The sequence below is a fragment of the Blautia pseudococcoides genome (assembly GCF_001689125.2).
Classification (GTDB): domain Bacteria; phylum Bacillota; class Clostridia; order Lachnospirales; family Lachnospiraceae; genus Blautia; species Blautia pseudococcoides.
The window spans coordinates 3,466,331-3,488,404 of the sequence record NZ_CP015405.2 but is presented as its reverse complement, the minus strand read 5'-3'; the positions used below and the strand labels follow the sequence as shown (position 1 = coordinate 3,488,404).

Below are 22,074 nucleotides of genomic sequence, written 5' to 3'. Positions count from 1 at the left end.
CGCGAGTGCATTAGTGGTACAAAATAGGAATGGATTTTTGTTTACTATGTTTATTTTTGGAAAATAAAAAGTAATTCAAATGTTTGCAAAAGATTTAGGAGGTTAAGGTATGAAGAAGAAATTAGTCAGTGCATTATTGGTTACAACTATGGCAGTAAGTCTCCTGGCCGGATGCGGAGGAGATAAGGCAAGTTCTGCGGGGACAGACGGCGCAGGCGCAGAGGATACACAGGACGCAGGGGCAGATGCGGAAGGGGAAGACGGCGAAGCAGAGCCGGAAGCAGTTACCACAGTAGGACCAGATTCAGGAACAAAGATGGAGATGTGGTCTTTCGTCGAACTGCACAACACGTTCTACGCACAGATGCTGGAAAAATGGAATGAGGAAAATCCTGACAGACAGATTCAGATGACCTTCACTACATATCCATTTGCTGATATGCACAACAAGATGATCATGGCGCTTCAGACAGGGGAAGGTGCGCCGGATCTGTGCGATATTGAGAGAGGCCAGTTCCCCAACTTCCTTCAGGGTGAAGTACAGCTTTATCCGCTGAATGATGCTCTTGAGCCTTATATGGGAGATTTGGTGCAGTCACGTTTTGATATCTATTCCAAAGATGACAATTACTATGGCGCTCCTACTCATGTTGGTGCTACTGTTATGTTCTATAACGATGAACTGTTATCACAGTACGGAGTTGACTATACAACAATTAAGACCTGGGATGACTATACTGCAGCTGCAGAGACATTGAAAGAGGCATCAAACGGCGAGGTGAAGATGACTTCTGTGGATACAGGCGGTACAGACTGGATGTGGCTGGCAATGGCTGAGTATGGTGATGATCAGGTGGATAAGGACGGCAAAGCTGTGATTCCGGAATCCATGGAGAAAATGCTTACCATGCAGCAGGGATGGCTGGACGATGAACTGGCTATGGTTTCTCCGGACGGACATGTTGATCTGGAAGCGGGATTCCAGAACATTCTGGACGGCAACATTGCTTCTTTCCCGAAAGCTTTATGGTATATGAGCCGTTTCCTGGATTACATGCCTGAGGAATCCGGCAAATGGGCTATGGCTCCCTGCCCGGTATTTGAAGAGGGACAGCCTCGTTCCGTTGGTATCGGCGGTACAGGTACAGTTGTGACCAACCAGTCCTCTGATCCGGAACTGGCAGCAGACTTTATCGCCTATGCAAAATGCTCAGAAGAAGGCTGTAAGGGAATCTGGGAGAACCTTGGATTTGATGTCTGCAACACTGCAGTATGGGAAGATACAAGCATTACACAGGATACCAGCAACAAGTTCATTGCATTCTTTAAGACAAACCCATTCGATGTTCTGAATGAGGTAAAAGATGAGATTGCAGCTATTACCGTAAATGAAAATACGTTTACATTAGGTGACTACATGTGCACAACTACCCTGAACAATGTGCTTCAGGATGGTATGGATGTGAAAGAGGCGATCCAGGATGCGCAGGATTACGTTGATTTGGAGCAGGATATAAACTGATGTAAATCAGGGTGATCGTAACGAAACAGAAAATTGCCCGGAGTGGTTTCACTCCGGGTAGTTTTTCAAGAGGGAGATGAATATATGAGAAAATTTAAGAAATTCTTCTATTCCCAGAAGGCCGCTCCATGGGTGTTCGTATTGCCATTCATTCTGAGTTTCGCCATATTCTGGATATATCCGCTGTTTAGCGCATTTAAGATGAGCTTCCAGTCCATAAAACCGGGACAGATTGAGTGGGTAGGGATTTCCAACTATACAAAACTGCTGCGTGACAGTGCATTTCATATTGCGCTGAAGAACAGTGCCACATACATGATCGGAACGCTGCTTCTGCTGATTCCGTTTCCCATGCTTTTTGCTGTGCTGATGGACAGCCGTCTGGTGAAGGCAAAGGGCCTGTGGAAAGCCATTCTTTACATACCGGCTTTGACCAGTGTGGTGATTTCAGGTACTTTGTTCCGTCTGATGTTCTCTGAGTATTCCACAGGACAAATGAATGTGCTGATGGAATTGTTGGGAAAAGCGCCTGTAGCCTGGCTGAAAAATGGGACAACGGGTATGATCGCCCTATTGATCCTGGCCTGCTGGCGGTGGACCGGAGTCAATATGCTCTATTTTGTGTCGGGCCTTAAAGGAATTGATGGCGCCCTGTATGAGTCGGCGGATATTGACGGCGCTAATTCCTGGCAGAAATTCCGTTATGTGACACTGCCTCTTTTAAAACCCACATCAATTTATGTTTTGACGATCAGTGTATATGCCGGACTGGCAATGTTCCTGGAATCATTCATGTTGTGGAACGGAAACTCCTCACCGAAAAATATCGGCCTTACTATTGTAGGGTATTTGTACAAGAGGGGGATTGAGAGAAATCAGATGGGATATGCAGCAGCGGTTGGTGTGGTGCTTTTGGTGATTGCACTTATTATCAACTTTGTACAGTTAATATTAAATGGCACATTTAAGAAGGAGGAGAGATGATCATGAGTGCAGTTTCCTCTGAGAAAAGTAAGATGGGTATGAAAAAGAAGAATACGATCCTATCCGTGATATCAACTGCTTTTTTTGCGGTATTGGGATTTATCGTGGTGTTTCCCCTGATCGCGGGAGTTCTGGCGTCTTTCAGGCCCGGGCGAGAATTGATCCGGAGAGGCCTCAGCGTTAATCTTGATTTTTCATCTATGACGCTCAGCAATTATACATACCTGTTTTCCGGGAACGCAGATTCCAAAAAATATTTTATGTGGTTCAAGAACAGTTTGGTACTGACGGTTGTGACCGTGGTGCTGACACTGCTCATCTGTTATCTGGTAGCGTATGGGCTCTCCATGTATGAGTTTAAGTTGAAAAATGTTCTTTTTTTCCTGGTAATAGCCACTATGATGGTGCCATTTGAAATCCTTATGCTTCCGCTGTATCAGGAAATGATCGATCTGAAACTGATGAATACTTCCGCAGGTGTTATATTGCCCGGTATATGCGGTGCGTCCACGGTGTTTTTCTTCCGGCAGTATATGATCGGCCTGCCAAAAGAACTGCTGGATGCAGGAAGAATTGACGGGGCTACAGAATACGGGATCTGTTTTAAGATTATGCTTCCTATTACAAAACCGGCGTTTGCAGCCATGACGATCCTCTGTGCTATGGGGGCATGGAATAATATGCTGTGGCCTATGATGATTTTCCGGGATGCTGACAAATTTACGCTGCCCATTGGCTTGAATACACTGCTCACACCTTATGGCAACAACTATGATGTGCTGATCGCTGGGTCTATGTTTGCGATTATTCCTATATTTGTCATATTCCTTTGCTTCCAGAGATATTTTATAGAAGGTCTTACGACAGGCGCTGTTAAGGGCTGATGTGGGACCGAAGCCTGACTGCCGCAAAAGCCGGACGCATGGAAGGATGCGGAAAAGCTTTTGCGGTTTTATTATCAACAACTTGTTGATATGACCATACAACTAGTATAATAAAAGAAAAAGAGTATAGAAAACCGGAGGTTTTTCATTATGAGCAGACGCGCAAAAATGGTGCTGGATAAGGAATTTCGTATCGCACCTGTAGACAAAAGAATTTATGGTTCCTTCATTGAGCATCTGGGACGTGCCGTGTACGAAGGCATTTATCAGCCGGGACATCCGGCGGCGGACAAAGACGGGTTCCGTCAGGACGTGATACAGCTTGTAAAAGAGCTGGATGTGCCCATCATCCGCTATCCGGGCGGTAATTTTGTATCCAATTTTTACTGGGAAGATTCCGTAGGCCCTGTTGCCAAGCGCCCTCACCGTCTGGAGCTGGCCTGGAGAAGCCTGGAGAAAAATGAGGTTGGCCTCAATGAATTTTCAAAATGGGCAAAACAGGTGAGTTCAGAGGTGATGATGGCAGTGAACCTGGGCACAAGAGGGATCTCCGATGCCTGCAATCTGCTGGAATACTGCAACCACCCTTCAGGGACAAAATACAGTGACCTGCGTGTCAGCCACGGCGTAAAAGATCCGCACAACATTAAAGTATGGTGCCTGGGCAATGAGATGGACGGTCCGTGGCAGATTGGCCACAAGACCATGGAAGAGTACGGACGTCTGGCTGAGGAAACGGCAAAGGCTATGCGGCTCATTGACCCCAGCATTGAACTGGTATCCTGCGGAAGCTCCAACCGGGATATGCCCACCTTCCCGGACTGGGAGGCAGTGACACTGTCCCATACATATGATTATGTGGATTACATTTCCATGCACCAGTATTACGGCAACAGGGACAATGACAGCAATGATTATCTGGCCCAGTCTGATGATATGGATGACTTTATCCGCACTATCATCTCCACCTGCGACTATGTGAAAGCTAAAAAACGCAGCAAAAAGGTCATGAATCTGAGCTTTGACGAATGGAATGTGTGGTTCCACTCCAATGCAGCGGATGATGATATCACGGAAAACCATCCGTGGCAGGTGGCACCGCCTATGCTGGAGGACATCTACAACTTTGAGGATGCCCTGCTTGTAGGCCTGATGCTCATCACTTTGATCAAGCACGCGGACCGTGTGAAAATGGCATGTCTTGCGCAGCTTGTAAATGTGATCGCCCCCATTATGACAGATGCGGCAGGCGGTGCCTGGAAACAGACCATTTTCTATCCGTTCATGCACGCTTCCAAATACGGACGCGGCGAGGCACTTCTGCCGGTTATGAACAGCACAAAACATGCCACAGCAAATCACGATGAGATCACAGACGTGGAGTCCGTAGCTGTCTACAATGAGGAGGCAGATGAGGTGACCATCTTTGCCGTGAACCGTAATCTGGAGGAAGACGTGGAGCTTCAGTCAGATGTAAGAAGCTTTGAGGGATACCGGATCCTGGAGCACATTGTTCTGGAAAATGAGGACCTGAAAGCAGTAAACGGTCTTGGAATGGAAAGGGTAGCCCCCGTAAATGCGGATGACCGCAGCAAACTGGACGGCGGCATCATCACCAGTGTACTGAAAAAAGCATCCTGGAATGTGATCCGTCTTGGAAAATAGCAGCGAATAATATCTACCGCACAGCCTGTAAAAGTGATATAATACATCACTACAGGCTGTGCGTTTTTTTGTACCGGATGCAGTGGAAGAGCGCCGCAGACGGCTGCACTTTAGAGTGTGTCTGAAAATCCATTCCGACAATCTGCACGCCACACTTTGGCGCGCAGGTCCGGCATGCTGAACATTTATACAAGGGGAAATTGAAATGAAACAAAAGACAATAGATATGACAAGGGGGAAGCCGGCAGGTATCATTGTATCCTTTGCCCTTCCCCTCATGCTGGGAAATGTATTCCAGCAGCTATATACCGTAATGGACAGTGTGATCGTAGGCAGGGGAGTAGGGGTGGAAGCCCTGGCTGCCCTGGGGACATCGGACTGGCTTAGTTTTACTGCCATGGGCGGGATCACAGGCGTGGCCCAGGGTTTTTCCGTGCTGATCGCCCAGTGCTTCGGAGCGAAAGATGAAAAACGTCTGAAGAAAGCAGTGGCCATGTCTGTGTGGACCGGGAGTCTGATCACCCTGCTTATCATGGCACTCTTTATCGGCAATCTGTCAGGACTGCTTGACATGCTGCGTGTACCGTCAAACATTCGGCAGCAGGCCTACAATTATCTGCAGATCCTCATGTTCGGACTTGTGGCAACGGCGCTTTACAACCTCTGTTCCGGGATCCTCCGTGCCATGGGGGACAGCCGGACGCCCCTTCGGGCCATGATAGGTGCCTCCGCTGTGAATATTATATTGGACCTTATCTTTGTCCTGGTATTTCACTGGGGAGTGGAGGGGGCTGCCCTGGGAACCGTGCTGGCCCAGGTGTGCTCCGGCACCATCTGCTTTATCCAACTGAAAAAATACGGTATCTGGAACATAGAGCGGGCAGACTGGAAATGGGACTGGGATATGGCAAAGCACCTGCTGGGCCTTGGGATTCCCGTGGCTTTCCAAAATGTGATCATCGGTTTCGGCGGCATTGTCATCCAGTATGTCATCAACGGATTCGGCCTTTTATACGTGGCCGGTTTTACAGCTACCAATAAGCTGTACGGCCTTCTGGAGCTGGCGGCAGTCTCCTTCGGCTACGCCACATCCTCTTTTGTGGGGCAGAATCTGGGCGCGGGGGAATACGGCAGGATCAGGGAAGGTGTGCGTGCCTCAGTCAAAATATCCGTAGGGATCGCGGTGGCGATCGGTGCGGTCCTCCTTCTTTTCGGGCGCAGCATTCTGAAAATATTTATCTCCCAAGGGGCATCCAATGCATCAGAGGTGCTGACCATTGCATATAATTATCTGGCGGTCATGGGGGCAACGCTGATCATCCTTTATCTGCTCCACATCTACCGCTCTGCCCTGCAGGGCATGGGTGACACGCTCATTCCCATGTGCTCCGGGATTGCAGAGCTGGTCATGAGAATCCTCATTGCTCTGCTGCTGCCTCTTTTAATAGGAAAAGAAGGTATTTATTTTGCCGAGACAGGTGCCTGGCTGGGCGCTATGGTCATCCTCGTAGTGGCGTACAGAAAGCGGATCAGGCGGCTGGATCAGAGTGTGTCATGCCTCACTTCGCGGAATATTTGACCCCAATTCGGTCAACGCAGCCCGCTGCGCCTCCCTCATGGGGACGCGCACAGCTTGCCGAAAGCAATTTTCAGACACGCTCTGGCGGAATTGGTTATTTACAACACTGCTTTTTTATAATAAAATAAAAAACAGTTGTTATCCGCCAAAAACAGACAGATGTCTGCTGTAAAAAATCCGCAGGTAACAAGACATTCCATAGAACATAAAAAAGGGAGGAAAGAGACATGGGAAAAGTAACAATACCAGAGAACTATCAATCATGCTTATCCAGTTATGAGACACAGGAAGCGATTGGTATCATCAAGAATCTGATGCAGAAAAAACTATGTTTGGCTTTAAATCTGAAAAGAGTGACAGCGCCGGTTTTCGTAGATCCGGCTTCCGGTCTGAATGATGATCTGAACGGTGTGGAGCGCCCTGTAACATTTGACATCCCGGATGCAGATATGAACGCCCAGGTGGTGCATTCCCTGGCAAAATGGAAACGCATGGCTCTTTACCGCTACGATTTCCATGTAGGAAAAGGAATCCTCTGCGATATGAATGCCATCCGCAGGGACGAGGAGCTTGACAACCTGCATTCCGCTTACGTGGACCAGTGGGACTGGGAGAAGATCATCACAGCAGAGGACAGGACCATAGATTACCTGAAGGATACTGTGACCAGGATCGTTAATTCCATCTGTAATGCGCTGGAAGAGGTGAAGTACCATTATGAGATTCTGGACACAGAGCTGTGCCGTGAGGTATCCTTTATCACTTCCCAGGAACTGGAGGATAAGTATCCCGACCTGACTCCGAAAGAGAGGGAGAATGCCTACGCAAAAGAGAAGAAAACTATTTTCATCATGCAGATTGGTGATCTGCTGAAATCAGGGGAAAAACACGACGGGCGTGCGCCGGACTATGATGACTGGAAGTTGAACGGCGACCTTTTGTTCTGGCATGAGCCGCTCCAGTGTGCTATGGAGATCTCTTCCATGGGAATCCGTGTGGATGCAAAAACTTTGAGCGAACAGCTTGAAAAAGCCGGCTGCAGCCAGAGAAGGGAGCTGACTTTCCATAAAATGCTTTTAAATAACGAATTGCCCCTGACCATCGGCGGAGGCATTGGCCAGTCCAGAGTGTGTATGCTCCTTCTGAAGAAAATACATGTGGGTGAGGTACAGTCCTCCATCTGGGATGAAGCCACCCTGACTGCCTGCGGTGAAGCAGGAGTTGAAATTTTATAAAGGATTCCGCAGCCAGGCAAAGTTCCCAGGGCCCAAAGCGATTCTGCATGGGGCTTGCCTGTATCTGTGAGGGGAGTGTATGGTTACAATATACCGTACTGATACAGAGAAATGAGTAACTGTTCACATCTTACATCTTGCAGGATATATAGGACAGATCAAGCACAAAGAGGAAAGGTACTATATGGAGATACAGGAAATATTGCAACAGGTGAAAAACGGAGAGATGTCCATGGAGGATGCGGAGGGGATGCTGAAGAAGCTTCCTTATGAGGATCTGGGCTATGCCAAGCTGGACCACCACCGCAAAGTCCGTTCCGGTTTTGGGGAGGTGGTATTCTGCTCCGGCAAGGCCACAGACCATCTGGTAGGCATTTACCAGCATTTTTATCAGCAGGACGGCTGTGTTCTGGGCACCAGGGCCAGGGAGGACCAGTATCTTGCCGTGAAAGAAGTGCTCCCCCAGGTTCAGTATGACCCCCTCTCCCATATACTTGTCATTGAGAAAGAAGGGGCTGTGAAGGAGGGATGCGTGGCGGTCTGTACTGGCGGCACATCCGATATTCCGGTGGCTGAGGAGGCTGCCAGAACAGCGGAATATTTCGGCGCCAGCGTGGAGCGTATCTACGATGTAGGTGTAGCCGGAATCCACCGCCTTCTCTCGCAGCAGGACCGCCTGCGCCATGCAAACGCCATTGTGGCAGTGGCCGGAATGGAAGGCGCCCTGGCCGGTGTGGTTGCAGGCCTTGTGGAGGTTCCGGTCATAGCAGTCCCCACCTCCATTGGCTATGGGGCCAACTTCGGCGGCCTGTCAGCCCTTCTCACCATGCTGAATTCCTGCGCGGAGGGAATATCCGTGGTAAATATAGACAATGGTTTCGGCGGAGGGTACATGGGTGCCCAGATCAACCGATTGATATGCAGAAAATAGATGATACAGTACAGGCGTAAAAGAAACCGGGAAGATTGCAGGTCTTCCCGGTTTCTTTCATGATGACATATTTCTGAAGAAAAAGTAACGGAGCGTATTCGTGTTAATCTGAGAGATATTCTCCCCACACATATCCTGTTTCCCCTTCATAGACGATCCTGTGCCATCCGTTATCGCAGATCCCGGTCCGTGTCACGGTGGCGCCGCCCTGCAGAACCCCAAGGACTTCCGCCTGGCTTGCAGCGTCTGCCCTTACATTTACAGGGCTTTTCACTGTGACAGTCTCTGTCTTCTCCTCCACCTCAGTGCCGGAATCCGGCTCATCGTATCCGGCCTTGCCGGAATGGAATCCTTCCGCATCGCCGCTGGGTGAAATCACTTTTGTTCCGTCTGTTGGCAGCAGTCCCGCATTATCGTCTGTTGTGATGATCTTTCTAAGCCGCACCTTACCGGTATCCGTCCCATCCAGGGGACCTACATAGATCAGCGTCACTTTGTTGCCGGGAATAATTCCGTTTTTACAGTCAAGTTCAGCTTTCGTCATATCAAAAGTCAGTTTTTCATTATCTGAAGTGATCACACTGATTTCTTTTCCGGTAAAGGCCGTCACGGTACCATCCATGGAAGCAGACACAGAATCCAGTGCAGCCTCTTCTTCCGCGGCGCTGTCATCCTTGCCGCAGGCGTTAAGCACAGTCAGACACAGGACAGACAGCAGCAGCAGGAGAAGATATTTCAGTTTGTCTTTCATTCCTTATATCCCCTTTCCCATTTTCTAATATTTTAAAGTATTTCGGTAAAATGTCAACGAAAGTTTTTCTAAAGTCTTATTGGCTGAGACGTTTTTCCAAATGTTTTTTGAAAAAGAGTAGGAATGCCGCAACCGCCATAACAGAGGCGATCCCATCTGCGATTGGCTGAGCATAAAATGCGCTTTTGGCTCCGAAAAAGATAGGAAGAAAAATGGTAAAGAGCATATAATCCCCTTTTCGGAACATGGAGAGGAACAGTGCAGTTCTGGAAAGCCCAAGTGCTGTAAATCCATCCACAAATACATACTGGAAGCTGAGGGGAATGATCAGCATTGTAAATACGCCAATTCCCCATGTGGAGAGAGAGACCAGAGACGGTTCATCTGTAAAGATCCTGATAAAGTACCCCGGAACGACTCTGGAGAGCACAAACATCACGGTTGTAAAGCAAAGACACAGCAGCAGAATATATTTTTCCGCTTTTTTCACTCTGTCCACAGCCTTGGCACCGTAATTGTAGCTGAGTATGGCCTGTGTTCCGCTGGATATTCCCAGCATGGGGCCTGTGATAAGCATCATGTAACTCTGCACAATGGTGGCGCAGGTGATGAGCGTATCGCCCTCGCCGGGGCCGCCGTACTTCTGCAGCATGGCATTTAAGACAATAATGATAACGCTGTCAGTGGCCAGGATCAGGAACGGGGAGACGCCCAGCACCAGGATCCGTTTTATGATCATGGGGGACCAGGCCGGTTTCCTGAATAATGTTATCTTGATGGGAACCTTTTTGCCTATGAGGAAGCAGAAGGCAAAGGCGCAGGAGGCAAACTGTGCAATGACGGTGGCGATGGCCGCGCCTGCCACATCCATATGCAGAACAAAGATAAAGACCGGGTCCAGGATCATGTTGGTGACAGCCCCTATCAGCACGGTGGTCATTCCCACACCGGGAAATCCCTGGCAGGTGATAAAATAGTTCAGCCCGATTGCCATGAGTGAAAAAAAGGTTCCTGCGGTGTAGATGGTGAGGTAGGTATCCGCGTATACAAAGGTTGCGGCACTTGCCCCAAACCAAAGCAGAAGATATTTTTTCGTCAGGAGAAAAAGGAAGGTCAGCAAAGCGGAGAAGACCATCAGCATGGCAAAGCTGTGGGCCAGTATGGACTGTGCCTGCTTCTTCCGCCCGGCGCCCAGGCGCATGGACATGAGGATAGAGCCTCCCAGTCCTATGAGGGTTCCAAAGGAGGTGAGGAGGGTGACAATAGGTCCGCATATTCCCACGCCTGCCAGTGCCAAATCCCCGATTTTGGGAATGTTGCCAATGAACATTCTGTCAATGATGCTGTAGAGCACAGTTACGAACTGGGCGATCATGGAGGGCACGGCCAGTTTGAGGACCAGCACCCACACCTTGTCCCTGCCCAGGTCAGTTGTCTGTTTCATGGTTTTAAGTATCCTTTCGTCTCTATTATTATGATGGCAGAACCGCAGATATTCTTATGTGGAAGTTCTGCGGGCTGCCGGTAATTTTTTACATCACGATTCCATTATAAAGAAAAAGCAGTAATTTGTCATCTGTATTTCATGATTTCCATTTGTGCGCGTGGCGAAACACTGCCGGTCATGCTGGAATTTGCAGGGGAGCGGTAAAACAGCTTGCACCTCGTAAACAGCCTATGTTATAATTTCCTCAAAGAAGGTCCAAAGTAACCGTTTGGTTGTATGAACAGTTACGGCTGAAAAGAGGCTTTCTATAATTTGGCTATTGATAGGTTGACTTTTGGGAGCACTGCATCAGCAGTGTTTTTTTGAGCGATTCATATGAATCCATGCAGGCTGCCCAAAAACGGAGAGGAATGGATTATGCTTAAGATTAAAGAGTATGTGAAGGTGAACAGTCTGGAAGAAGCCTATGAGCTGAACCGGAAAAAATCATCCCGCGTGCTTGGGGGAATGGTCTGGATGAAGATGATGAACCGAAGTGTGGGGACTGCCATTGATCTGTCGGGACTTGGACTGGACACAGTGAAAGAGACAGAGGATGAATTTGTGATTGGCTGTATGACCTCCCTGCGGACTCTGGAGACACATGCCGGGATAAACACTTATACGGACGGAGCAGTGCGGGAGAGCCTGCGGCACATTGTGGGTGTGCAGTTTAGAAATTGTGCAACTGTGGGCGGCAGCATTTATGGCAGATTTGGATTTTCGGATGTGCTCACTATGTTTTTGGCGCTGGATTCTTATGTGGAGCTGTTCAGGGGCGGCAGGATCTCCATGGAAGAGTTTACAAAGAGGAAGGCGGACAGGGATATTCTGGTGAATATCATTGTTAAGAAACATGCACAGAGTTCTGTGTATTTGAGCCAGAGGAATGCCAGCACAGATTTCCCTGTTCTGGCCTGTGCGGTATGTCTCGACGAGGAAGGTATGCGGCTTTCCATCGGAGCAAGACCAGGCAGGGCAGTTCTTATGAAAGAGGCAGCAGAAACCCCTGTGAACAATGGAAACATGAGTCCCAGGGAGTGGAACAGACAGGCAGAGCTGCTGGCAGAGAAGGCGGCCAAAACCATAACCACAGGTAGCAATATGCGGGCTTCAAAGGAATACAGGACCCATCTGGTCCGCGTTCTGGCAAAGAGAGCGCTGCTGGCAGCAGGAGGTATGGGAAATGGAAATTAAATTTACTTTAAACGGAAAAAAAGTACAGACAGAGGCTGCGCCGGATCTGCTGCTTCTGGACCTTCTGCGGGAGAAGGGCTGTTATAGTGTGAAACGGGGATGCGAGACTGCCAACTGTGGTTTGTGTACGGTATGGATGGATAAAAAGCCGGTGCTGTCCTGCAGTATGCTGGCGGTGCGCGCAGACGGATGTGAGATCATGACCCTTGAGGGAATGCAGAAAGAAGCGGAGGAGTTCGGTTCCTTTTTGGCGGACCAGGGGGCAGAGCAGTGCGGATTCTGCAATCCGGGGTTTATTATGAATGTCTTTGCTATGCTGGAGGAGATCCAGGACCCCACAGAAGAGGAGATTGCCGAGTACCTGTCCGGCAACCTCTGCCGCTGTTCCGGGTTTATGGGGCAGACAAGAAGTATCCTGGCATTTTTAAAATATAAGAAGGAACAGAGGGAAGGAGGCTGTGACAGATGAGTTATGTAAACAAACCGGTGAGAAAAAAAGATGCTATGGCTCTTGTTACCGGTCAGCCGGTGTATACAGATGATCTGGCACCCAAGGACTGTCTCATAGTGAAGGTGCTGCGAAGCCCCCATGCCCATGCGTGGATAGAGGAAATTAAGACTGACAATGCTATGAGAGTTCCGGGAATTGCCTGTGTTCTCACATATGAGGATGTGCCCAGGGACAGGTTTACCATGGCTGGGCAGACTTACCCGGAATTCAGCCCTTATGACAGGCTGATCCTGGACCAGAGAATGCGCTTTGTGGGAGACGCCGCTGCCATTGTTGCGGGGGAGACGGAAAAAGCCGTGGACCGTGCGCTGAAAATGATCAAGGTGAAATACAAAGTGCTGGAGCCTGTCCTGGATTTTCATAAAGCAAAGGACAATGGGGTCTGTATCCATCCAGAGGACAACTGGGAGTCACGTTTTCCTGTGGGGGCGGACAAGAAACGGAATCTATGTGCCCACGCGGAGGAGGGCACCGGGGATGTGGAGCAGATCCTGGCAGACTGCGACTGTGTGGTGGAGCGGACATATCACACAAAGGCCAACCAGCAGGCAATGATGGAGACCTTCCGCAGCTATACTTACATGGATCATTTCGGAAGGCTGAATATTGTGTCTTCCACCCAGGTGCCCTTTCATGTGAGAAGGATCCTGGGACGTGCACTGGGAATCGGAGCGTCCAAAGTCCGTGTCATCAAACCACGTATTGGCGGCGGCTTCGGTGCAAAGCAGACAGTGGTGGCGGAGGTCTATCCTGCCATCGTGACCGTGAAAACAGGGAAGCCGGCAAAGATGATTTTTTCACGCTATGAGTCCCAAATCTGTTCCTCACCCCGCCATGAGATGGAATTAAAGGTCCGTATCGGTGCGGATAAGGAAGGCACCATCCGGGCCATTGATGTGTACACGCTGTCAAATACAGGTGCGTTCGGTGAGCACGGCCCTACAACGGTGGGACTGTCCGGGCACAAATCCATTGCCCTTTACCGGAACACTGAAGCATACCGTTTTGTGTACGATGTGGTCTATACGAACCAGATGTCAGCCGGAGCTTACAGAGGATACGGAGCCACACAGGGTATTTTTGCGGTGGAGTCAGCCGTGAACGAGCTGGCGGAAAAGCTGCATATGGACCCGGTTGTGCTGCGTGAGAAAAATATGACAAAAGAGGGCGGCAGGTTTATCGGATACGACGGCGGCACAGAGGTGACAAGCTGTGCCCTGGACCGCTGTATGAAAAGAGCTAAAGAGATGCTTGGATGGGATGAAAAATATCCCTGCAGGGTGATGGAGAACGGTAAAGTCCGCGGCGTGGGCGTTGCCATGGCTATGCAGGGCTCCTCCATCGCGTGTGTGGATGTGGGAGGTGCCTCTGTGAAGCTGAATGAGGACGGATCCTACACCCTGAGTCTGGGCGCTACGGATATGGGGACCGGCTGTGATACCGTGCTCTCCCAGATGGCAGCAGATACCCTTGGAACAGAGTTTGACAATATTGTAGTGTTTGGGGTGGATACCGATATATCCCCATATGATTCCGGTTCATACGCATCGGCTACCACATATCTTGCGGGAAAAGCAGTGGTGAAGGCGTGTGAAAATCTCAGGGAGCGTATCTGGAGCCTGGGCGCTGAAATGCTGGAGACATCCAGGGAGGACACAGAATTTGACGGCAGCAAAGTGTGCAGAAAAGACGGAAGTGCAGCGGTCAGTCTGGAAGAGATCGGTATCCGTGGGACTTTCGGCAACAATAATTCCCTTCAGGTAACGGAAAATGCCTCCTCCTCCATCTCCCCGCCGCCGTTTATGGTAGGCATGGCAGAAGTGGAAGTGGACCGGGAGACCGGAGCTGTGGAAATGATTGATTATGTGGCAGTTGTGGACTGCGGGACACCCATCAATCCCCACCTTGCCAGAGTGCAGACAGAGGGCGGTATTGCCCAGGGGATCGGTATGGCTCTTTTTGAGGATATCCAGTACAGCCAGCGTGGACAGATGCTGAACAACTCCCTGATGCAGTATAAGATCCCCACACGTCTCGATGTGGGTAAGATTCGTGTGGATTTTGAGAGCAGCTTTGAAGGAAGCCATCCTTTCGGCGCTAAATCCATCGGTGAGATCGTGATTGACACCCCCTGTCCGGCTATCGCGGCGGCAGTCTGCAACGCCACAGGGGTGAGGGTTTCTGAGATGCCCATCACACCGGAAAAAGTAGCCATGGGAATTGCAGGAATTGATTTTGATAATTGCAAAAAAGGCGGATTTTGACGATATTTAGACAGTTGTTTTGGTACCTTGAACAGGCTGGCGATTCCCGGAGAGACTGATAAAACCCGGGAGAAAAAATCAAGGAGAGGTAGAAAATGAAACAACAAGAAAGTGAAAAGAAAATCTTGTGGTACAGCCTTGCGTTTATGGCATTTTCCGCTGTTTGGGGATTCGGAAATGTGATCAATGGATTCTCAGAGTACGGCGGATTAAAGGCAATTATATCCTGGGTGATCATATTTGCCATATATTTTGTGCCATATGCACTGATGGTAGGCGAGCTGGGCAGTGCCTTCAAGGATGCAGGCGGCGGTGTCAGTTCCTGGATTCTGGAGACGATAAGCCCCAGAATGGCTTACATGGCCGGATGGACATACTGGATCGTCCACATGCCTTATATTTCCCAGAAGCCAAGTGCTTCCTTTATTGCAGCAAGCTGGGCGATCTTCAGGGATAACCGGATCAGTTCCATGAACACAAGAGTCCTGCAGGTTTTATGTCTGGTATTGTTCCTGTTTGCCGTCTGGGTGGCATCCAAGGGGATCAATGTGCTGAAAAAGCTTTCCACACTGGCAGGCTCCACCATGTTTATCATGTCCCTGTTGTTTGTGGTCATGATGCTGGCAGCTCCGGCTATCACTCATGCAAATGTACTGGATATAGATTGGTCTGTGAAGACCTTCATGCCGTCTTTTGATGCAAAGTTTTTACTGAACCTGTCCATTTTAGTATTTGCCGTGGGCGGATGTGAGAAGATTTCTCCGTATGTTAACAAGACTAAGAACCCTGCGAAGGATTTCTCAAAGGGTATGATCGCCCTGGCTGTCATGGTTGCCGTCTGCGCTATGCTGGGAACCGTTGCCATGGGTATGATGTTTGACTCCAACAACATTCCGGAAGACCTTATGACAAATGGTGCCTACTATGCCTTCCAGACCCTGGGAGAGTATTACGGGCTGGGCAACTTCTTTGTGGTGGTATATGCGGTCTGTAACCTGATCGGACAGTTTACGGTTATGATCATCTCCATCGACGCGCCCCTCCGTATGCTGCTTGACAATGCGGATGACAATTTCATTCCTGCGTCCATGTTCAAACAGAATAAACACGGCACCTATACAAACGGCCACAAGCTGGTCATGATCATTGTGTCCATTCTGATCATTGTTCCGGCCATTGGTATCGGAAGCGTGGATACCCTGGTGCGCTGGCTGGTAAAGGTGAACTCGGTTTGTATGCCTCTGCGTTACCTGTGGGTGTTTGTGGCGTACATTGCCCTGAAAAAAGCAGGGGAGAGATTCCCGGCTCAGTACCGTTTTGTGAAGAACAGGACCTTAGGCGTTATTTTGGGAGCATGGTGTTTCCTGTTCACCGCATTTGCGTGTATTCTGGGTATATACTCTGAGGATACCTTCCAGTTTGTGCTGAACATTGTGACTCCCTTCGTACTGATCGGACTGGGATTCATTATGCCCCAGATCGCAAAACGTTCCAAAGCAAAGGGGCAGGCATAAATAACCGCAGGGGTATGTGGCAACACATACCACTGCCGAAAGAGCGTCTGGCTGCCAAACGGCAGCCGGGCGTTTGTTGTATAAAATCCCTGTTGGCAGAATGAGGCCGGACAGGTACAATAGAAGATAATAAGCCCCATCAGCGGGCAGCACTTAAGGAGGAAAATTTTATGTACAGAGAAACAGCAGAACAGCTTCTGGCTTTTATTGAGAAAAGCCCAAGTTGTTTTCACGCGGTTAAAAATATGAAAGAAATTCTTTTGGCAGACGGTTTTGCGGAGCTGAAAGAGGAAGATAAATGGGAGATCACAGAGGGAGGCAGATACTTTGTCACCAGAAATGACTCCTCCATCGTGGCATTTACCATCCCGGAGACAGGATTTGCGGGATATCGCATCATGGCCAGCCACAGCGACTCCCCCACCTTCAAGATCAAGGAAAATCCGGAGATGGAAGTGGATAAAAAGTATGTGAAGCTCAATGTGGAGCGCTACGGCGGTATGCTCTGCGCTCCCTGGTTTGATCGTCCCCTTTCCGTAGCCGGCAGAGTGATCGTAAAAGAGGGAGACGCTTTTGTTACAAAGCTTGTGGATGTGGACAGGGACCTTCTGATGATTCCCAATCTGGCTATCCATATGAACCGGGAAGTCAATGACGGGTATAAATATAATGCGCAGGTGGACATGCTTCCCCTGTACGGCGATATCTCTTCTAAAGATACCTTTATGAGGACGATCGCAGAGAACGCGGGGGTGAAGGAGGAAGACATTTTAGGACATGATATTTTCCTGTATAACCGTGTAAAGGGAAGTATCTGGGGAGCTAATGAAGAATTTGTATCCTCCTCACGTCTGGATGACCTGCAGTGTGCTTTCTCTTCTCTTCAGGGATTTTTAAAGGGAGATAAGAAAGAGTATGTGGCAGTGCACTGTGTGTTGGACAATGAGGAAGTGGGAAGCGGAACCAAGCAGGGCGCGGCTTCCACATTCCTTTATGATACACTGGTACGTGTAAATGAGTGTCTGGGACTGTCTTATGAGGAGTATCTGAGAGGGCTTGCAAAGAGCTTTATGCTCTCCGCGGACAATGCCCATGCAGTCCATCCAAACCACAAGGAAGTGGCAGACCCGGTGAACCGCCCTTATATGAACCAGGGAATTGTGATCAAACACAGCGCAAACCAGAAATACTGTACCGACGGTGTTTCCGCAGCCATTTTCAAAGATTTATGCAGGGAGGCAGGTGTGCCTTTCCAGACATTTACAAACCGTTCCGATATTCTGGGAGGCTCCACGCTTGGAAACATTTCCAATACAAAAGTGGCATTAAACGCTGTGGATATCGGTCTTCCGCAGCTTGCTATGCACTCTCCTTACGAGACGGCAGGGGTGAAGGATACCCGCTATCTGATTCAGGCTGCTGAAAAATTCTTTAAATAATGGTCTGCTGAGGCACGGAATACTAGCTGATACCACTAAACCGCCAGGATGAAGGGAGAGATCATCTATGGATGAGATTCGTTTTGAGCTGGACTGTGACTTAGGTACACCCCATTTCCATGAAGAGGTGGAAATCCTGTATGTTCTGTCAGGCAGAGTGGCTGTGATGACGGAAGGAGAGAATTTTGTGATGGGACCGGAAGCCCTTGTGGTTTTCAATAGTTTCCAGCATCACGAACTGTACCGGGAAGCAGGCAGCCACACGTTGTCAGCCTATATTTCCCTGGAAGTTATGCTGCAGGCGCAGGTTGGGAATATTCGGTGTATCAGCAACCTGCAGCCGGAACAGGAGGAGTGGTTTGGACTTCTTCGGGTCAAGCTGGCGTTGATCTTCAGGGATCACAGGCAGAGCCGGGGGGAACGGCGCCTGTATATCTTAAGCGAGCTGTTGGGGCTTTTGGGAATCTTAAAGCAGCAGTTTGAGAAGAAGGAAGAAAAAGGAACACGGGGCGGGGCAGGGACAGAGCGTATAAGAGAAGTTCTGCTCTATATTGGAAAACATTATGCGGAAGAGATGTCACTGCAGGAATTGGCCTCTCATTTTTATCTTTCCCAGAGTCATTTATCCAGAGAATTTCAGAGACTGACAAGTATGGCTTTTTCAGATTATCTGAGAAATCTGCGTTTGAGCAAAGCTGCATATATGCTGTTACAGTCCTCTGCCTCCATAACAGATGTGGCGTTGGCCTGCGGTTTTTCCAATACGAATACAATGATCGAGGGTTTCAAGCGGCAGTATGGATGTACGCCGGGAGTTTTCAGAAAACAAAAATCAGAAGCGGTGAAAGAGGGGGAACTGCAGGAATCCCCCGACGGGGTGTCCTATATAAGTCTGTTTCGGCATATTCAGTATGCAGGGGAGCTGCAGCCGCTGAATAAGCGGATCGAGGAGCCTCTGCAGCTGGAGATTGATGTGAAAAAGGGGAATACCCCCTGTGTTCTCTGCCACAGAGAGGCCGCCAGTGTGGGCTGGGCCAGGGACCTTATGCTGGAACCGGTGCGCAGTGCGGTTCGCAGGGCCAGGGAGGAGATTGGATTTTGCTACCTGTTCACCCATGGTATTCTGGATGACAGTATGGATGTCTATCACGAGAAGCCGGACGGGACTCCTTATCTGAACTTTACTTATATTGATATGATTTTTGACTTCGAGAGGTCCATAGGCATAAAACCATGGATCGAGCTTGGCTATACACCTAAAAAGCTGGTGTCCCATATCACTAACATTTTCGGAACGTCATGTATTAATCTGCCTTCTTATCAGGAGCGATGGGTGTTTTTGATAGAAGGGGTCATGCGGCATCTGATAGAGCGGTATGGGATTCTGGAGGTCAAAGAATGGAGGTTTTCCCCATCCCCCGCGGTGTATTCCTTTTACGGTGTGTTTTCCGAAAAGGAATATCTGGATTATTACTGCTATACAGCCAGAGCGATCCGGCGTATCCTGCCGGAGGCTTGTATCTCCGCCTTTGGGCTGGATACAGGGGCAGTCACACAGCCGGGTGACAGCACGCTGCAGCATTTTGTAAAATACTGTGCGGAACATGACTGTATGCCGGATGAGTTCAGTTTCCAGTGTTTTCACAGTGATTACAGAGGGATTGATAAGAGGGAAACAGAAATCAGGATCTCTTCGCAGGAGGGAAATGTAAGCAGGGAGCCCATACCGGTCAGCAAAGACCCGGATATCCTGTCAAAAGAGATAAAAGCAGTTCGTAAGATTTTGGATGCAAATGGAGGGGCGGGGCTGCCAATTGTGCTCAACAGTTGGAATTCCACTATATGGCAGAGAGATTTGGGAAATGACACCTGCTTCAAGGCGGCATTTATTGTCAAGAATGTACTGGAAAATGCCGGGTCTGTGAAGGCTCTGGGCTTTAATTATCTTACCGATTATTCTGAGAAGCTCTTTGCGAACCCAAATGTATTTCATGGAGGGTACGGCCTTATCACCTATCAGAATCTTCCGAAGGCAGGTTATCAGGCCTATAGTATGCTGAACGGGCTGGAGGAGATTTTAGTGGAATCAGGGAGCGGTTATACGGTTACCCGTTCCAGGGACTGCCGCCGCATTAGGATTCTGCTGTATCATTATTGTCACTACGACAGACAGACCCGGATCACGTCCCAGATCCCCGAGGAGGAACAGAGGACCTTTGACAGGTATTACAGTTTCCGCGATGAGGGTGGGCTCAGTTTCCGGATCCATCTGCAGAAATTGGAGGAGGGCAGCTATGATATGGAAAGCTATGTGGTGAACCGGGAATACGGCAGCAGCTATGATCTGTGGATGAGCCTGGGAGCCCCCAAGGAGTTCACAGAGCGTCAGAGGGAATATCTGGAGAGACTGGCAGTGCCCAGGTATCAGTACGGGCGGTTTCAGGTCATGGATACAGGAAGACTTGATTTTTCTGCACTTCTGGAACCACATGAAATCAGGTTGATATGCATAAATAAGAGATAAAAAGACTGGAATTTTCCCGGTCTTTTTATTTTTTGTACGCCTGGCGGCGCAGGTTGCCAGTGGGTGAAAGTTTTGCGAAGATTCTTATGGATACAGACCACACAAATCTGCATTAGATGCGGTTGAGACGACGAGGAAAAGATGCTGGAAATATGACTATGTTATAGAGCTGGATGTAAAAGGACTATTTGACAATATCCACCATGAATTGTTAATGAGAGTGGTACGCAGACACGTAAAGGAGTCCTGGATATGTATGTACATTGAAAGATGGCTCAAAAGTCCTTTTGTACTGCCGGATGGAAGCAGGATTGAAAGGAAGTCTGGAACACCACAAGGAGGTGTCATTCGTCCGATACTGGCAAATAAGTTCCTGCACTATGTCTTTGATATGTGGATGAAAAGGAACTTTCCAAAAGCTCCGTTTGAAAAATACGCAGATGATGGAGTGGTTCATTGCAGTACCAAAAAAGAAGCTTACCCGATTGCCTTTATCCTGTTTGGATGCTTTATTTATATAGGTTGATTGCTGTTAAAAAGACCGGAGGAAACCGCTGACGCGGAAAAGACAAACGCCATGCATGATGAAACTGGATCGTTGAGCGGGAGATTGTGCGGAAAATATATGATAGACTTTTCGATAAGAAAAGACGGAGGTGTCAAGATGGAAATCAAATCATGGACTTATGAGGAGTATCCCGGATATACAGAACAGGTGCCGGGTGCAGTGATGCGAAAGACAACGGGAGACGAGGTGGGGGTACGTTATCTGCATGATGTGGAATATGCCAGAATTGGCGATGTACCTCTGCACCTGCAGATCCTGCTGCCCTTTACCAGAAATGAGCCGGATAAAATATATCCGTGCATGGTATTTGTCCAGGGTTCTGCCTGGATGGAACAGGACGTGTGGATACAATGCCCCATGCTGTCCGGGCTGGCAAAGAAGGGGTATGTGATAGCTGTTGTACAGTACCGCCATTCCGGCATTGCCCCATTTCCGGCACAGGTTCAGGATGCAAGAAATGCCATACGGTATATGAGGAGCCATGCTTTGGAATATCATGTGGATCCGGAAGCGATCGTAGCCGGCGGGGATTCATCAGGGGGTCATACATCCATGTTCTGTGGAATTGTCAGGGACGGCGGGGAGCTGGATGACAACCTGTTTCCGGGAGTTTCTGCAAAGGTGAAAGGTATACTGAATTATTATGGTTCCATCAGTATGATGTATGAGGACGGGTATCCCACCACGGTAAACCATCATCTGGAGGACAGCCCGGAAGGAATGCTCATGGGAAAGGTAAATCTGAAGGCACACCCGGAACTCTGCCAAAAAGGCTCTGTGGAGTGTTATATTACGCCGGAGCTTGAAATGGCTCCCACTATGATCGTACATGGCACCAAGGACAGGACAGTTAATACCTATCAGAGCGTACAGCTTTTTGAGAAAATGAAAGCATGCGGCAAGGATGTCCGTTTATATCTGCTGGAGGGCGCAGACCATGGCGGCGCTGAGTTCTGGACAGAGGAGATGTGCTGTCTGGCCCATAGGTTTATACAATATTGCCTGGAAAAATAAAAGGTT

17 protein-coding genes and 1 pseudogene are annotated in these 22,074 nt (G+C 49.0%); 15 read left to right on the top strand and 3 right to left on the bottom strand.

Going from position 1 to position 22,074, the window contains the following annotated elements; all coding sequences use genetic code 11:
* Window positions 1-109: 109 nt before the first annotated feature.
* From A4V09_RS16520 to arfA, 4 genes are all read left to right on the top strand, one after another.
* The gene (locus tag A4V09_RS16520; RefSeq protein ID WP_065543310.1) at window positions 110-1,522 is read left to right on the top strand and encodes an ABC transporter substrate-binding protein; all 1,413 of its coding nucleotides are present in this window, start codon (window positions 110-112) and stop codon (window positions 1,520-1,522) included.
* 84 nt (window positions 1,523-1,606) lie between these two features.
* Window positions 1,607-2,506 (top strand): carbohydrate ABC transporter permease, encoded by a 900-nt coding sequence (locus tag A4V09_RS16515; protein ID WP_065543309.1) that lies wholly within the window; start codon window positions 1,607-1,609, stop codon window positions 2,504-2,506.
* Window positions 2,507-2,508: 2 nt separating this feature from the next.
* Window positions 2,509-3,390 carry a carbohydrate ABC transporter permease gene (locus A4V09_RS16510; protein ID WP_274537175.1) on the top strand — a complete coding sequence of 294 codons (882 nt, stop codon included), beginning with the start codon at window positions 2,509-2,511 and terminating at the stop codon, window positions 3,388-3,390.
* A 150-nt stretch (window positions 3,391-3,540) separates the two neighbouring features.
* Window positions 3,541-5,055, top strand: coding sequence for an arabinosylfuranosidase ArfA (gene arfA, locus A4V09_RS16505; RefSeq protein ID WP_065543308.1), 1,515 nt, complete (start codon window positions 3,541-3,543; stop codon window positions 5,053-5,055).
* A gap of 49 nt (window positions 5,056-5,104) precedes the next feature.
* On the opposite strand, the gene A4V09_RS26855 is transcribed toward arfA, so the two are convergent.
* Window positions 5,105-5,248 carry a DUF6783 domain-containing protein gene (locus A4V09_RS26855; protein WP_408606765.1) on the bottom strand — a complete coding sequence of 48 codons (144 nt, stop codon included), beginning with the start codon at window positions 5,246-5,248 and terminating at the stop codon, window positions 5,105-5,107.
* A 12-nt stretch (window positions 5,249-5,260) separates the two neighbouring features.
* On the opposite strand from A4V09_RS26855, the gene A4V09_RS16500 reads away from it, so the two are divergent.
* The 3 genes from A4V09_RS16500 (at window position 5,261) to larB (ending at window position 8,800) form a co-directional block, all read left to right on the top strand.
* Window positions 5,261-6,634 carry an MATE family efflux transporter gene (locus A4V09_RS16500; protein ID WP_065543307.1) on the top strand — a complete coding sequence of 458 codons (1,374 nt, stop codon included), beginning with the start codon at window positions 5,261-5,263 and terminating at the stop codon, window positions 6,632-6,634.
* A gap of 227 nt (window positions 6,635-6,861) precedes the next feature.
* Window positions 6,862-7,869 (top strand): aspartate--ammonia ligase, encoded by a 1,008-nt coding sequence (asnA, locus tag A4V09_RS16495; protein WP_065543306.1) that lies wholly within the window; start codon window positions 6,862-6,864, stop codon window positions 7,867-7,869.
* A 184-nt stretch (window positions 7,870-8,053) separates the two neighbouring features.
* Window positions 8,054-8,800, top strand: a complete 747-nt coding sequence (gene larB, locus A4V09_RS16490) for a nickel pincer cofactor biosynthesis protein LarB (protein ID WP_065543305.1) — start codon at window positions 8,054-8,056, stop codon at window positions 8,798-8,800.
* 103 nt (window positions 8,801-8,903) lie between these two features.
* Here larB and A4V09_RS16485 read toward each other — a convergent pair whose 3' ends face one another.
* Both A4V09_RS16485 and A4V09_RS16480 read right to left on the bottom strand, forming a co-directional pair.
* Entirely contained in the window at window positions 8,904-9,551 is a 648-nt protein-coding gene (locus tag A4V09_RS16485; protein WP_065543304.1) for an SH3 domain-containing protein, read from the bottom strand.
* A gap of 76 nt (window positions 9,552-9,627) precedes the next feature.
* Window positions 9,628-10,995: an MATE family efflux transporter gene (locus A4V09_RS16480; protein ID WP_065543303.1), complete on the bottom strand. Its 1,368-nt coding sequence runs from the start codon at window positions 10,993-10,995 to the stop codon at window positions 9,628-9,630.
* 420 nt (window positions 10,996-11,415) lie between these two features.
* On the opposite strand from A4V09_RS16480, the gene A4V09_RS16475 reads away from it, so the two are divergent.
* The 8 genes and pseudogenes from A4V09_RS16475 to A4V09_RS16440 all read left to right on the top strand — a co-directional run bounded on the left by A4V09_RS16475 (window position 11,416) and on the right by A4V09_RS16440 (window position 22,068).
* Entirely contained in the window at window positions 11,416-12,234 is an 819-nt protein-coding gene (locus A4V09_RS16475) for an FAD binding domain-containing protein (RefSeq protein ID WP_065544831.1), read from the top strand.
* Window positions 12,224-12,703, top strand: coding sequence for a (2Fe-2S)-binding protein (locus A4V09_RS16470; protein WP_065543302.1), 480 nt, complete (start codon window positions 12,224-12,226; stop codon window positions 12,701-12,703). The genes A4V09_RS16475 and A4V09_RS16470 overlap by 11 nt, the downstream gene beginning before the upstream one ends.
* Window positions 12,700-15,009: a xanthine dehydrogenase family protein molybdopterin-binding subunit gene (locus tag A4V09_RS16465; RefSeq protein ID WP_065543301.1), complete on the top strand. Its 2,310-nt coding sequence runs from the start codon at window positions 12,700-12,702 to the stop codon at window positions 15,007-15,009. Before A4V09_RS16470 ends, A4V09_RS16465 begins: the two co-directional genes overlap by 4 nt.
* 95 nt (window positions 15,010-15,104) lie before the next feature.
* On the top strand, window positions 15,105-16,523 hold the full coding sequence (locus A4V09_RS16460) for an APC family permease (protein WP_065543300.1): 1,419 nt from the start codon (window positions 15,105-15,107) through the stop codon (window positions 16,521-16,523).
* Between the two features lie 170 nt (window positions 16,524-16,693).
* Complete coding sequence (locus A4V09_RS16455) at window positions 16,694-17,962, top strand: M18 family aminopeptidase (protein ID WP_065543299.1); 1,269 nt, start codon at window positions 16,694-16,696, stop codon at window positions 17,960-17,962.
* Between the two features lie 67 nt (window positions 17,963-18,029).
* Entirely contained in the window at window positions 18,030-20,486 is a 2,457-nt protein-coding gene (locus A4V09_RS16450) for a GH39 family glycosyl hydrolase (protein WP_065543298.1), read from the top strand.
* Window positions 20,487-20,568: 82 nt separating this feature from the next.
* Window positions 20,569-21,012, top strand: a pseudogene (locus tag A4V09_RS16445) (reverse transcriptase domain-containing protein); the annotation flags it as partial.
* A 138-nt stretch (window positions 21,013-21,150) separates the two neighbouring features.
* A complete protein-coding gene (locus A4V09_RS16440; RefSeq protein WP_065544830.1) occupies window positions 21,151-22,068 on the top strand; it encodes an alpha/beta hydrolase in 918 nt (305 codons plus the stop codon).
* Window positions 22,069-22,074 lie beyond the last annotated feature (6 nt).

Coding starts and splice junctions, on each gene's coding strand:
- larB (WP_065543305.1), top strand. CDS start 8,054: ATGGAGATACAGGAAATATTGCAACAGGTGAAAAACGGAGAGATGTCC.
- A4V09_RS16450 (WP_065543298.1), top strand. CDS start 18,030: ATGGATGAGATTCGTTTTGAGCTGGACTGTGACTTAGGTACACCCCAT.
- A4V09_RS16460 (WP_065543300.1), top strand. CDS start 15,105: ATGAAACAACAAGAAAGTGAAAAGAAAATCTTGTGGTACAGCCTTGCG.
- A4V09_RS16500 (WP_065543307.1), top strand. CDS start 5,261: ATGAAACAAAAGACAATAGATATGACAAGGGGGAAGCCGGCAGGTATC.
- arfA (WP_065543308.1), top strand. CDS start 3,541: ATGAGCAGACGCGCAAAAATGGTGCTGGATAAGGAATTTCGTATCGCA.
- A4V09_RS16510 (WP_274537175.1), top strand. CDS start 2,509: ATGAGTGCAGTTTCCTCTGAGAAAAGTAAGATGGGTATGAAAAAGAAG.
- A4V09_RS16515 (WP_065543309.1), top strand. CDS start 1,607: ATGAGAAAATTTAAGAAATTCTTCTATTCCCAGAAGGCCGCTCCATGG.
- A4V09_RS16475 (WP_065544831.1), top strand. CDS start 11,416: ATGCTTAAGATTAAAGAGTATGTGAAGGTGAACAGTCTGGAAGAAGCC.
- A4V09_RS16455 (WP_065543299.1), top strand. CDS start 16,694: ATGTACAGAGAAACAGCAGAACAGCTTCTGGCTTTTATTGAGAAAAGC.
- A4V09_RS16485 (WP_065543304.1), bottom strand. CDS start 9,551: ATGAAAGACAAACTGAAATATCTTCTCCTGCTGCTGCTGTCTGTCCTG.
- asnA (WP_065543306.1), top strand. CDS start 6,862: ATGGGAAAAGTAACAATACCAGAGAACTATCAATCATGCTTATCCAGT.
- A4V09_RS16440 (WP_065544830.1), top strand. CDS start 21,151: ATGGAAATCAAATCATGGACTTATGAGGAGTATCCCGGATATACAGAA.
- A4V09_RS16470 (WP_065543302.1), top strand. CDS start 12,224: ATGGAAATTAAATTTACTTTAAACGGAAAAAAAGTACAGACAGAGGCT.
- A4V09_RS16520 (WP_065543310.1), top strand. CDS start 110: ATGAAGAAGAAATTAGTCAGTGCATTATTGGTTACAACTATGGCAGTA.
- A4V09_RS16465 (WP_065543301.1), top strand. CDS start 12,700: ATGAGTTATGTAAACAAACCGGTGAGAAAAAAAGATGCTATGGCTCTT.
- A4V09_RS16480 (WP_065543303.1), bottom strand. CDS start 10,995: ATGAAACAGACAACTGACCTGGGCAGGGACAAGGTGTGGGTGCTGGTC.